The sequence below is a fragment of the Pseudomonas sp. LBUM1648 genome, assembly GCF_059716145.1.
On sequence record NZ_CP166808.1, the window covers coordinates 1,057,170 to 1,069,895 of the forward strand.

Genomic DNA, 12,726 nt, shown 5'->3' on the forward strand with positions numbered 1-12,726 from the left:
CTGTTTGTACGTTAGAGAACAAGAACTGTTCGCATTGTAGGGGCGTCGGAGGTTGGCCGGCAATCAGATGCTTTTGCGTATGAGAATATTTATCATTAATATTGCTCGCCTGTTGGTTCGGCTTGTCGGCCGGACGTTTTCCGTTTCAGGGTCGAAACATGAAAGCCAAACTCGCCACGCTCCCCATGTCCTATCGTCTTGCCGTCACCTCGCGGGTGCTGGCGGCGGTGTTTGGCGGCTATCTGGTTGCTGCGCTGGCCAGTGTCACGCTGACGATGTGGTTGCCCTTGAACCGTGCCGAAGCGGTGGTGACCGGCATGACTATTTCCTTTTTGGTCTATCTGGTCGCGGTGCTTTGGTGTTTCGCCTGCCGCACCGCCTGGTCGGCGTGGGTCGGTTTGCTGGTGCCGAGTGTAATTCTGGCGACCGTCTCCGGCGCCGCGCGCGGATTGGGTTACGCATGAAAGAGGGTTTCCGTCAGGCGATGGCCTGGTTGCACACCTGGGCCGGACTGGTGTTCGGCTGGTTGTTGTTCGCGATTTTCCTGACGGGAACCCTGGCCTATTTCAAGGACGAAACCAGTCACTGGATGCAGCCTGAAATCCCTGCGCGGCCGATCAATGCCGAGGCGAGCCTGACGCTGGCCCAGGATTATCTGCAACAACACGCGGCCGGCGCCTCGTGGTGGCTGATCGACCTGCCCGACGCCCGCGACCCCGGCCTGACCGTTCGCTGGCAACAAGCCCCGGCGAAACCCGGCGAGCGTGGCCGCTTCGAATCCAGAACCCTCGACGCTCAAACCGGCACCGAAGTGCAGGGCCGCGAAAGCATGGGCGGCGAGTTCTTCTACCGGTTCCACTTCCAGCTGCAAATGCCTTATCCGTGGGGCCGCTGGCTGGCGACGATCGCCGCGATGGTGATGTTCGTCGCGCTCATCACCGGGATCATCACCCACAAGAAAATTTTCAAGGACTTCTTCACCTTCCGCCCGCGCAAAGGTCAGCGTTCGTGGCTCGATGGGCATAACGCCGTGGGCGTTTTGGTGCTGCCGTTTCACTTGATGATCACCTACAGCAGCCTGGTGATCTTCATGTCGATGGTCATGCCGGCAAGCATTCTGGCGTCCTACGGCGGCGACGCGCGCAAGTTTTACGATGAGGTTTTTCCGGCCTCGAAGACGCCGGAGCGAGCGAATGTTGCTGCTCCACTGGCACCCATGGCGCCCTTGTTGGCCAAGGCCAGCGAGCAATGGGTCGGTGGCCACACCGCGCGGCTCTCGGTGAGCAATCCCGGGGATGAAAATGCCTCGGTGGTGCTGTCGCGCGCCGGCGATCGTGTGGTTCACGATTTTGGCAGCGCAGTGACTTTTAACGGTGTCACTGGGCAGATGCTCAGCAGCACGCCGGATCAACCGGCGGCGATGGCGGTGGGCGGCGCTTTCTATGGTCTGCACATGGGCCACTTTGCCGGGCCGGTGTTGCGTTGGTTGTACTTCATTTGTGGCTTGGCGGGCACAGCCATGATCGGCACCGGGCTGGTGATCTGGCTCGGCAAGCGTCAGCTCAAACACGCCAAGAGCGGTGTGATGCCGTTCGAGTTGCGGCTGGTGGAAGTGCTGAACATCACCAGCATGGCCGGGCTTGTGTCGGCGGTGGCGGTGTTCTTCCTCGCCAATCGGCTGCTGCCAGTGGATCTGGCTGGACGCGCAGATTGGGAAGTGAATGCGTTCTTTATTGCCTGGGGTTTGAGCGTGGTGCATGCGTTATTGCGTACCGGGCGCAAGGCGTGGATCGAGCAGCTTGTGCTGGGTGCCGCGCTATTTATCGCGGTGCCACTGATCAATGCACTGACCACGCCGTGGAATCTCGGCGTAACGCTGGCGCAGGGTGATTGGGTACTCGCCGGTTTCGATCTGACGTGTCTGGCTACCGGTGTTTTCCTGGCCAGGGCCGCGTGGAAGATGCAGCGTGCCGCCACCACGGTCAGGGTCAAAAAAACGCCCCGCGAAACGCACCGGCCGATCACGCTTGAGCAAGGGACAAACTGATGCTGCTGGCGCTTTTGCTTTGCTACGCCGGGTTCACGGCGCTGTGCCTGTCGATGCCTCGGCACCACGATGAATTGCTTGGCCACAAACCTTCGCCGCGACGCCGTCACGGCCTGACGCTGGCGGGTTGGTTGCTGCTGGGCTTATCGATTTGGGCGGCCGTGACGGCCAATGGCTGGAGTTTCGGGCTGGTCGACTGGTTTGCCGTGCTGATGCTCAGCGCATTGGCGCTGGTGCTGTTGCTGCCGTATCGCCCCCGTCTGGCCTTGGCGCTGGCCGGGGTCAGTCTGTTGGCCAGCCCGGTCGCGGCATGGGTGCAGTGCTGAAGTGCTGATCGGTCTGCCTCCGGAATCCCGCGACGACGAGCCGCGCGGGGCGCGTGCGCATTTTCTGCAGGTGTTCCTGTCCCAACGTTCGCAGATGGAAGCGCTGGTGAACCGGCGCGTCGGTTGCCGGGCGACGGCGGCGGATCTGGTGCAGGATCTGTTTCTGCGTTTCTGGCGTCGGCCCTTGGTGCAAGTCGAGGAGCTCAGCACCTACCTGTTGCGCTGCGCCGGCAACATCGCCATCGACCATCTGCGCAGCGAAGGCACGCGGGTGCGCGTCAACGAAGGCTGGCAACCCGACGCACCGGACAGCCACTGCAGCGAGCCGCAAGCCGCGCTCGAAGCCGGCAATGATCTGCGCCATGTCGAAGCGGCCTTGCGTGCCTTGCCCGAGCGCACCCGGCAGATCTTTTTGCTCAATCGTATCCACGGCCGCAAGTACGCGGAAATCGCCAAAGCCATGGGCCTGTCCCAAAGCGCCGTGGAAAAACATATGATGCGCGCCCTCGAGGCCTGCAAGGCCAGCCTGCGCGAACCCGCGCCGCGCACGCCATGGAAAGCACCGTGAAGCACATCGACCGCGTCAACCCGACGCCCGCTCAGGAACAGGCCGCTTTTGCCTGGCTGAGCCTGCTGCATGACCGGCCGAGTGCTGGCGATCAACTCACCTTCAGCCACTGGCTGCGCGCCGACCCGGCCCACGCTGAGGCTTACGCACAGGCGCAAGTGGTCTGGGAGTTGAGCGAAGGGCCGGCGCGGACCCTGGCCGATGAGGAGGCCTTGGCGTTGCAGGGTTATCTCAATGCGATGGATCGTCCGCGTCGTCCACAGCTCTTGCGCTGGTCCGGCGCGCTGGCGATGGCCGCGTGTCTGCTGTTGATGATCAGTCTTGGCACGGGTTGGCAGCCGCAGCGCTGGATCGATGATCTGGGCGCAGATTATGTGTCGGCACCTGGCGAGATCCGCACCGTGACATTGGCCGATAAAACGCAGGTGACACTGGACGCCGACAGCGCCATTGCGGTGAATTTCAGCCATGGCGAGCGTCATGTGCAGTTGCGTCGCGGCGCCGGTTTTTTCAGTGTCATCCACACTGGCGAGACTTTCGTAGTCGAGGCCGAAAAGGGCCAGGCGCGGGTGCTCGGGACGCAATTTGAAGTGCGTCTGAAAGACCATGGCGCGCAGGTCACGGTGTTGTCCGGGCGGGTTGGGGTGACGGCGGATCGCGGTGCAGCGCAGCAGATTCTTACGGCCGGCCAGCAAGTGGCTTACGGCGATGGCGCGGCGGAAAAACTGCACGCGGTGGACAGCGAAGCGCAACTGGCCTGGCGTCAGGGTTGGCTGACTTACTACAAGTCGACGCTGGGCGATGTGGTGGCGGATCTGCGCCGGTATTACCCCGGGCGGATTGTGTTGCTCAACGATGAGTTGGCGGCGCGCAAGGTCAGCGGCAGTTTTCCGAGCAAGGATCCGCAGGCTGTTTTGAGTTCGCTGCAAGGGGTGATGGGGTTTGAGCAGCACCAAGTACTGGGGCATCTGATCATTTTGCAGTGAGGTAAACGGCCTCTTCGCGAAGGCGCCAGACCAGACAACACATCTCCTGAAAAATATTTTCGAAATTGTGGTGAGGTAAACCTGAGCCCCATCCGTGTAGTGAATGAAACTGCGAGTCATTCGCATCCGTTGCGGTTCTACACAGGTCATTGAGCAATGAAGTCCAGGGCAAAATCGGGTTCGGTCAAACAGTGGTTGGGCGCTCAAGCGTTGAGTTTTTCCGCATTGGCGTTGCTGCCGATGAGCGTGGCGCTCGCCGCTGAATCCGTCAGCAGCCAGGCGCAAAAGCAGTTCAGTTTCTCCCTGGCCGCCAAACCGCTGCCCCAGGCCCTGAGCGACTTCAGCCGCGTCACCGGGCAAAGCGTGGTCTACACCGATGAAGCGCCGTACGGCCTCACCGCGCCGGCGGTCAACGGTCAGATGAGTGCCGAGCAAGCGCTGCAACGCCTGCTCACAGGTTCCGGCCTGAACTTCCGCCGCACCGACAGCCACACGCTGGCGCTGGAGCCACAACCCACTGCCGGTGCGCTGAATCTTGGCGCGACCACCATCACCTCGATGCGTGACGAGTCCATGAGTTACCAGCCGCCGCAAATCAGCTCGGTGATGCGCTCATCGTCCTCGCTTCAGGAAATCCCGCAGACCGTCAACGTCATTCCCGCACAAGTGATCCGCGATCAGGCGCCGCGCAACCTTGATGACGCGCTGGCCAACGTCAGTGGCATCACCCAGGGCAACACCTTGGGCAGCACGCAGGATTCGGTGATGACCCGCGGCTTCGGCGATAACCGCAACGGCTCGATCATGCGCGACGGCATGCCGATCGTGCAGGGCCGAGGCATGAACGCCACGGTTGATCGCGTCGAAGTGCTCAAAGGCCCGGCGTCTTTGCTCTACGGAATTCAGGACCCGGGCGGGGTCGTCAACCTCGTCAGCAAGAAGCCCGAACTTGAGCAATACAACGCGCTGACCCTGCGCGGCTCGACCTATGGCGAAGGCAAGAACGGCAGTGGCGGCACCTTCGACAGCACCGGTGCGCTGGGTGAATCCGGGTTCGCTTATCGCCTGGTACTGGATCACGAAGACGAGGATTACTGGCGCAACTACGGCACCCATCGCGAAACCCTGATCGCCCCTTCTCTGGCTTGGTTCGGCGAGCGCACGAAGCTGTCGTTCGGCTACGAGCATCGCGAATTCCTCACGCCGTTCGATCGCGGCACGGTGATCGATCCGCGCACCAACCATCCGCTGAACATCTCACGCAAGGAACGTCTCGACGAGCCGTTCAACGACATGGAAGGGCGTTCGGATTTGTATCACTTCGAGGCCGATCACGAACTCAACGATGACTGGAAAGCCCACTTCGGCTACAGCTGGAACCGCGAAACCTACGACGCCAGCCAGGTACGCATCACGGCCATCGACACCAATAAAGGCACGCTGACCCGCAGCATGGACGGCACCCACGGCGCGATCAGCACCGACCGTTTCACCACTGCCAGCCTCGAAGGCAAAGTCAACGTGTTGGGCATGCAGCATGACCTGGTGTTCGGCGTCGACGACGAGTACCGCAAGATCTACCGCGCCGACCTGATCCGCCAAAAAAGCCTGACGACCTTCAGCTACACCAACCCTGTGTACGGCCGCGAAGTGGAGGGCACCACGGTCAGCCCGGCAGACAGTGCCCAGACCGATTTGCTGCGCAGCGATTCGGTATTTTTGCAGGACTCGATCCACCTCAACGACCAGTGGATTCTGGTCGCCGGCGGACGCTTTCAGGAGTACGACCAGTACGCCGGCAAAGGCGTACCGTTCAAGGCCAACACCGACAGCAATGGCCAGAAATGGGTGCCGCGCGCAGGCCTGGTGTATCGCTACACCGACGAGCTGTCGTTCTATGGCAGCTACACCGAATCGTTCAAACCCAACTCGACCATTGCCCCGCTGAGCGGCAGCAGCACCGTGCTCGACGGGAGTATTGCGCCGGAAGAAGCCAAGTCGTGGGAGCTGGGCGCACGGCTGGATATGCCGGGGCGCATCACCGGCAACATCGCGCTGTTCGATATCAAAAAACGCAACGTGCTGGTGGCCAACTCCGAAGGCTCGACGACGATTTACAGCGCTGCCGGTGAAGTGCGTTCGCGCGGTCTGGAAGTGGACATGACCGGTCAGTTGAGCGACCGCTGGAGCATGATCGGCAGCTACGCCTACACCGATGCCGAAGTCACCGAAGACCCAACTTACAAGGGCAAACGCCTGCAAAACGTGGCGAAGAACAGCGGCTCATTGTCGGCGGTGTATGACTTCGGCAGCGTGATCGGCGGCGATCAACTGCGCATCGGTGCCGGAGCACGCTATGTCGGTGAGCGAGCAGGTAACGCGGTGAATGATTTCGACCTGCCGAGCTACACCGTGGCCGATGCCTTCGCTACTTACGACACCAAAGTCGAAGGGCAGAAGGTCAAGTTTCAGCTCAACGTGAAGAACCTTTTTGATCGCACGTATTACACCTCGGCGGCGAGTCGGTTCTTTGTGTCGATGGGGGATTCGCGGCAGGTTTCGTTGTCCAGCACTTTGGAGTTCTGATCCGCAACCGCGTCATCGTTCATCGCGAGCAGGCTCGCTCCCACAGGGAATTGCATTCCAAATGTGGGAGCGAGCCTGCTCGCGAAGAGGCCCTGAAAGGCACTTAAGATTTCAGGCCTAACGCAAGAACGCCTGCCGATACTCGCCGGGCGTCCCGCCTAAAACCTGCTTGAACCGATTGGTGAAATGACTCGCACTGGCAAACCCGCACGCCAGCGCAATCTCCCCCAGCGGCAACGCGGTTGCGCGCAACAACTCCCGCGCCCGGCTCAAGCGTCGTGCCAGCACATACTGATGCGGCGGCAGGCCGAAGCTCACGCGAAACATCCGCGCAAAGTGGTATTCCGACAACGCACACAACCCGGCCAATTGCCCGAGGCTGATCGGCTCGGCCAACTGTGCGTCGATGAATTCCACCAATTGCCGACGCTGGTGCGGCGCCAGTCCGCCTTTCAAACGTAAACCCTGCCGGGCACCGACCTGACTGAGCAAGGTATGGCTGATCAATTCATGGGCAAGGCTGCTGGTCAGCAAACGCTCGGCGGGTTCGTCCCAATTCAGCGTCAGCAACTGACGAAAGCGTTGTGCCTGTTGCGGGTCTTCGAGAAAGGTCTGCTCACGCAACTGCATCTCTCGCGGCTCGCGATCGAGCAGCGTGACGCAACCGAGGGCAAACTGTTCGGCGCTGAAATACAGATGCGCCAAGCAAATATCGCCGTTGATCACCCAACCCGATTCGTGATCCGCCGGCAGGATGCACAGCTTGTCCGGCCCGCCCTTGTGGCCCGGCTGACCGCGCCGAAACGTACCGGTCCCGCCAGCGATGTAGCAGGACAGGGTGTGATGGCTCGGTGCTTCATATTCCTGCGCATCGTGATGATTGGTCCACAGAGCCGCAGACAAGCCGTCACCGAGCTCGGCGCTGTGCACAAGGCGTGCGTTCGGCGAGCGGTTAAGTGCTTGAAAGACTTGCAGCGTATCGATGGCGGCCATGATCAGTTCTCTTCAACGCCTTGCATCCTACTCCGTAGCCCCGGCGCTGCCAGCCTGCCGGGCGAAAAAAGCGCAAGTTTATGCAAGCGCTTGCCGCCTGCCGAAGCAGACACTCAAGGCCTATCAAGGAGTGTTCGTCATGAATCTGTCGTTGTATCTGTTGACCGTGCTGATCTGGGGCACCACCTGGATTGCCCTGAAATGGCAACTGGGCGTGGTGGCGATTCCGGTGTCGATCGTCTATCGCTTCGGCCTCGCGGCGCTGGTGCTGTTCGTTTTACTGTTGCTCAGCCGTCGCTTGCAACCGATGACCCGGCGCGGCCATTTGATCTGCGTGGCTCAGGGCTTGTGCCTTTTTTGCGTCAACTTCATGTGCTTTCTCACCGCCAGTCAGTGGATACCCAGCGGTCTGGTGGCGGTGGTGTTCTCCACCGCAACCTTGTGGAACGCGCTCAATGCGCGGGTGTTCTTCGGCCAGCGAATTGCCCGCAATGTGCTGATGGGTGGGGCGCTGGGCTTGTTCGGTCTGGGCATGTTGTTTTGGCCGGAGCTGGCCGGTCATCAGGCCAGCCCGCAAACCTTGCTTGGCCTGGGACTGGCCCTGTGCGGCACGTTGTGTTTCTCGGCGGGCAACATGCTGTCGAGCCTGCAACAGAAGGCCGGTCTCAAGCCGCTGACCACCAACGCCTGGGGCATGGCTTATGGCGCGGCAATGCTGACGGTGTGGTGCCTGGTCAAAGGCATTCCGTTCGACATGGACTGGTCGCCGCGTTACGTCGGTGCGCTGCTGTATCTGGTGATTCCTGGCTCGGTGATCGGCTTCACTGCGTACCTGACGTTGGTCGGGCGCATGGGGCCGGAACGTGCGGCTTACTGCACGGTGCTGTTCCCAGTGGTGGCGCTGAACGTCTCGGCGTTTGCCGAGGATTACCAGTGGACAGCTCCGGCGCTGGTCGGTCTGGTATTGGTGATGCTGGGTAACGTGCTGGTGTTTCGTAAACCGAAAGCGGTGGTGCCGCCGGTGCAGGGGAAGTTGGCTTGAAATAAACGAGCGCTGAACTTCAGCGCTCGACTTTCAATGTGATGTAAATCATTACCGGGAATATAAAATCAACGATGTGGCGTGCCCAGTCCTTGGCATTCCATGATTGAGAAGTGTCCATATCAAACCATTCCACCCCCACGGTTTGCAGGCAAACGTAATAAATAAAGATTGCCGCCAGTATGCCCATGATCGAGAACTTTTTTGCCTCATGGAATATTTCGGCGGAGGCGTTGATGTTGCGATAGAGCTGATAGGTGCCTATCAGGCACAACACCGTATACGTGACTTCCAGTGTGATGATGAACCAGTAGATCCGGTGATGAATCATCGGCGATTCGATGGCTCGGTACTTGATGGTTTCACTGGCAGTGGTGGTGTCCATGCTCAGGATATGGGCCACGTAAGTGTAGTTTGAGTCATAGTCGGTGAAATTGTGGATCATCACCAGCAGACCAAAGAAACTGATGTAAGCCATCAATATGACTTTGCTGTAGCGGATAAGTTTGTCGGTTGTCAGGGTGTTCAAGGTTTAGGCTCTCCATAGCGCTTGCCGATCATTCGACAGCCGGGAGGAGCTTATAACGCTGTTGTTTAATTTGGTTTGTTGTTCAATTTCAAGTTGTGTATGGCGATAACTAACGGGCAAGTGCGATGTTGCACTTGCCCGTATTTTTTTATCCGCGCCAGACTTGCGGGTTGACCAAGTCCTGCGGGCGTTCGCCGAGCAGCGCGCTGCGCAGGTTGGCGAGCGCGCGATTGGCCATGGCTTCGCGGGTTTCATGGGTGGCGGAACCGATATGCGGCAAGGTCACAGCGTTTTTCAGTTGGAACAGTGGCGACTCGGCCAGCGGTTCTTTCTCGTAGACGTCCAGGCCGGCACCGCGAATCTGATTGTTTTGCAGTGCTTCGATCAGCGCGGGTTCATCGACCACCGGGCCGCGGGAGATGTTGACCAGAATCGCGCTCGGTTTCATCAGGGCCAGTTCGCGATGGCTGATGAGGTGGCGGGTCTTGTCGCTGAGGGGCACCACGAGGCAAACGAAATCGGCTTCGGCGAGCAGTTGGTCGAGGCTGCGAAATTGCGCGCCGAGTTCTTGTTCGAGGTCGCTCTTGCGGCTGTTGCCGCTGTAGATGATCGGCATGTTGAAGCCGAACCGGCCACGGCGGGCGACGGCGGCGCCGATGTTGCCCATACCGACGATGCCGAGGGTTTTGCCGTGCACGTCACAGCCGAACAGTGGGGCGCCGACGCTGGCTTGCCATTGGCCGGCCTTGGTCCAGGCGTCGAGTTCGGCGACGCGGCGGGCGCTGCTCATGATCAGGGTGAAGGCGAGGTCGGCGGTGCTTTCGGTGAGCACGTCCGGGGTGTTGGTGAGCATGATCCCGCGTTCGTTGAAGTAGTCGAGGTCGTAGTTGTCGTAGCCGACGGAGACGCTGGAGACCACTTCCAGTTTGGCGGCGGTTTCGAGTTGGGTTTTGCCGAGTTTGCGGCCGACGCCGATGAGGCCGTGGGCGTGGGGCAGGGCTTCGTTGAATTGGGCGTTGATGTCGCCGTTTTTTGGGTTGGGGACGATGACGTCGAACTCTTGTTGCAGGCGTTCGATCATTGGGGGGGTGATGCGGCTGAAGGCCAGGACTGTTTTTTTCATTGGGCTTGGGCTCGGCTTTGGCTTTCTGATATTGCCAAGCAAGCTAACATTTCTTTGTGGGGTTTGGCTTGTCTTGGCGGCCTCTGGGCCGACCAGGCTTTGGTGGGGTGGGGTGAATATCCGTTTTGTTTGTGATGGCGGCTTGAGGTTTCGCCCTTACGGCGACTCACTTTTTTTACAAACGCCTAAAAAAAGTAAGCAAAAAAACGCTTGCTCCTACGTACGGCCCGCTCGCTGGGGCTCGGGGTGCCTTCGCTGCGGGATCCATCCGGGGGCATCGCCTCCGGTTTGCTTCGCTGCACCTCCTCTCGATGTGTTTGGCTTCGCCAAACGGCGCTTCGCGCCTACCCCCCGGATAAATCCCTCCACTCAGCCTTCCGACGTCGCCCGTGGATCAAGATCAAGAGCTGCAGCCGAGCTAACGCTCATCCTGTTGAGTGGTAAGGAGCGGGTGGTTGGCTTTTGGTTTGTGTTGGATTCGCCCCTCACCCCAGCCCTCTCCCGAGGGAGAGGGAGCTGATTTTTGGGCTTTTCGGAATGTTGATTCGACTCGGTATTCCAAGTCGGCGTAGCTCATCCAGACACCTCGGTCAGTCCCCTCTCCCTCTGGGAGAGGGTTAGGGTGAGGGCAGTTCCAGAGGCTGTTTGAGTTTCAGCAGCATCCCCGGACTGTCCCAGCAAACTTCAATTGCGTGGCGCGGGTTGGGGGATGTCGACGTTATCCAGTACGCGATTCACGGCCAGTTCCGCGAGCATGATGATTTGCTGGATCGCGAGAATTACACGCCGTTCGGGGAGGTCGACGTAGGCGGCGATGTCGCTGCTCATGATGTTGGCTTGGGCCAGTGATTCGCAGGCGTGGACGAGGAGGCTTTCGTTGTCTTGGCCCGGCGCGACCTGAAACATGGTGCTGGGTTTGTGGAAGCGCAGGGTCAGGGCGTTGGGTTTGAGGTAGTGGTCGAGCGCTCGCTCGGCGGCTTCGTGGAATTTCTTCGAGCCGGAAGATTCGTAGGGGGAGGTGTTGTCGGCTTCTGGTGGGTTTGGTGTTGGCTTTTTCATGGGGAACATACTCATGGCAAGTTGACTTGAAGCCGCCACTTTTCGTTTTCCAGACGTAAGGGTGGCAGCCGTGCGCGGACTGGAAAAACCGGCCCAACTCACCAAAACCGGCAGGCCCAAGGGCCTCCCGCGCACAGCCGCCATAACATTGCGAGCAGAAAAAGCGCCGCAGTATGCCATGAGCTTTGGTAGTTGAAATCGGGTTTTCCAGACCCGGTCGCTGATTCGTCAGCGACACCCAAAGCCTATCCACCGCACTTCCGACGGACAACCTGCAAAACACGTCGGAAACTTCCGCGAAAAGCCCGAAATGTAGGAGCTGCCGTAGGCTGCGATCTTTTGATTTTTAAACATCAACATCAAAAGATCGCAGCCCGCGGCAGCTCCTACAGGTTTCACGGTGTGTTGAAAATCAGTTGGCGACGCGTGCTCCGGCGAGGCTGCCGCTGAGTTCGTAGGCGGCCAGTTCTGCCTGGTGTGCCGCGAGGATTTCCGGCAGTGAGCCGCGCAGGTATTCGACCCACGTCTTGATCTTTGCATCAAGGTATTGCCGCGATGGGTAGATCGCGTACAGGTTCAGTTCCTGCGAGCGGTAGTTGGGCATCACCCGTACCAGCGTGCCATTGCGCAGCCCTTCGATTGCCGCGTACACCGGCAACACCCCAACGCCCATGCCGCTGGTGATCGCGGTTTTCATGGCGTCGGCGGAGTTCACCAAAAACGGCGAGCTGTTGATGGTGACCATTTCCTGGCCTTCCGGGCCATCGAACGCCCATTTTTCCAGCGGGATCACCGGGCTGACCAGGCGCAGGCAGGCGTGGTTGAGCAGGTCGCTGGGTTTTTGCGCGCAGCCGTTGGCTTTCACGTAGGCCGGTGAGGCGCAGACGATGCTGTAGGTGATGCCCAGGCGTTGCGAGACGAAACCGGAGTCCGGCAGTTCGCGGGCCAGCACGATGGAGACGTCGTAGCCTTCATCGAGCAGGTCCGGCACGCGGTTGGCCATGGTCAGGTCGAAGGTGACGTCCGGGTGGGTCTTGCGATAGCGGGCGATGGCGTCGATGACGAAGTGCTGGCCGATGCCGGTCATGGTGTGGACTTTCAACTGGCCGGCGGGGCGGGCGTGGGCTTCGCTGGCCTCGGCTTCGGCTTCTTCGACGTAGGCCAGGATCTGCTCGCAGCGCAGCAGGTAGCGTTTGCCGGCTTCGGTCAGGGCAATGCGTCGAGTCGTGCGGTTAAGCAGTCGGGTTTGCAGGTGGGCTTCCAGATTGGAGACCGCGCGCGAGACGTTGGCGGTGGTGGTGTCGAGCTGCACGGCGGCGGCGGTGAAGCTGCCGGCTTCGGCCACGCAACTGAAGGCGCGCATGTTTTGCAAAGTGTCCATGGGGTGCTCTCAAGGGAGATGGCAAATTGTGACACGAAGTTTCAGGGGCTGAGACCCCCGACCAAGGGATTATCTCGTTAACGGTA

General features: G+C 60.1%; 12 protein-coding genes. 7 read left to right on the plus strand and 5 right to left on the minus strand.

Annotated features, from left to right (window positions below; translation table 11 throughout):
- Nucleotides 1-158 precede the first annotated feature (158 nt).
- From ACA043_RS04630 to ACA043_RS04655, 6 genes are all read left to right on the plus strand, one after another.
- Nucleotides 159-464 (plus strand): DUF3649 domain-containing protein, encoded by a 306-nt coding sequence (locus ACA043_RS04630; protein WP_305441490.1) that lies wholly within the window; start codon nt 159-161, stop codon nt 462-464.
- On the plus strand, nt 461-2,047 hold the full coding sequence (locus ACA043_RS04635; RefSeq protein ID WP_497658692.1) for a PepSY-associated TM helix domain-containing protein: 1,587 nt from the start codon (nt 461-463) through the stop codon (nt 2,045-2,047). Before ACA043_RS04630 ends, ACA043_RS04635 begins: the two co-directional genes overlap by 4 nt.
- Nucleotides 2,047-2,373: a DUF3325 domain-containing protein gene (locus ACA043_RS04640; RefSeq protein WP_497658693.1), complete on the plus strand. Its 327-nt coding sequence runs from the start codon at nt 2,047-2,049 to the stop codon at nt 2,371-2,373. The genes ACA043_RS04635 and ACA043_RS04640 overlap by 1 nt, the downstream gene beginning before the upstream one ends.
- 1 nt (nt 2,374) lies before the next feature.
- Nucleotides 2,375-2,941, plus strand: a complete 567-nt coding sequence (locus ACA043_RS04645; protein ID WP_489879201.1) for an RNA polymerase sigma factor — start codon at nt 2,375-2,377, stop codon at nt 2,939-2,941.
- Nucleotides 2,938-3,927, plus strand: coding sequence for a FecR family protein (locus ACA043_RS04650; RefSeq protein ID WP_497658694.1), 990 nt, complete (start codon nt 2,938-2,940; stop codon nt 3,925-3,927). The genes ACA043_RS04645 and ACA043_RS04650 overlap by 4 nt, the downstream gene beginning before the upstream one ends.
- A 156-nt stretch (nt 3,928-4,083) precedes the next feature.
- Entirely contained in the window at nt 4,084-6,513 is a 2,430-nt protein-coding gene (locus ACA043_RS04655; RefSeq protein WP_497658695.1) for a TonB-dependent siderophore receptor, read from the plus strand.
- A gap of 117 nt (nt 6,514-6,630) precedes the next feature.
- Here the strand turns inward: ACA043_RS04655 and ACA043_RS04660 are convergent, their stop codons facing one another.
- The gene (locus ACA043_RS04660) at nt 6,631-7,506 is read right to left on the minus strand and encodes a helix-turn-helix domain-containing protein (RefSeq protein ID WP_497658696.1); all 876 of its coding nucleotides are present in this window, start codon (nt 7,504-7,506) and stop codon (nt 6,631-6,633) included.
- Nucleotides 7,507-7,645: 139 nt separating this feature from the next.
- Here ACA043_RS04660 and ACA043_RS04665 point away from each other — a divergent pair, with 139 nt between their 5' ends.
- Nucleotides 7,646-8,548 (plus strand): DMT family transporter, encoded by a 903-nt coding sequence (locus ACA043_RS04665; RefSeq protein WP_497658697.1) that lies wholly within the window; start codon nt 7,646-7,648, stop codon nt 8,546-8,548.
- A gap of 19 nt (nt 8,549-8,567) precedes the next feature.
- Here the strand turns inward: ACA043_RS04665 and ACA043_RS04670 are convergent, their stop codons facing one another.
- The 4 genes from ACA043_RS04670 to ACA043_RS04685 form a co-directional block, all read right to left on the minus strand.
- Nucleotides 8,568-9,077, minus strand: coding sequence for a DUF2165 family protein (locus ACA043_RS04670; protein ID WP_489879197.1), 510 nt, complete (start codon nt 9,075-9,077; stop codon nt 8,568-8,570).
- Between the two features lie 148 nt (nt 9,078-9,225).
- The gene (locus ACA043_RS04675) at nt 9,226-10,200 is read right to left on the minus strand and encodes a 2-hydroxyacid dehydrogenase (RefSeq protein WP_497658698.1); all 975 of its coding nucleotides are present in this window, start codon (nt 10,198-10,200) and stop codon (nt 9,226-9,228) included.
- Nucleotides 10,201-10,884: 684 nt separating this feature from the next.
- Complete coding sequence (locus ACA043_RS04680) at nt 10,885-11,259, minus strand: DUF6124 family protein (RefSeq protein ID WP_497658699.1); 375 nt, start codon at nt 11,257-11,259, stop codon at nt 10,885-10,887.
- A gap of 412 nt (nt 11,260-11,671) precedes the next feature.
- Nucleotides 11,672-12,640: a LysR family transcriptional regulator gene (locus tag ACA043_RS04685; protein ID WP_103305180.1), complete on the minus strand. Its 969-nt coding sequence runs from the start codon at nt 12,638-12,640 to the stop codon at nt 11,672-11,674.
- Between the last annotated feature and the right edge of the window lie 86 nt (nt 12,641-12,726).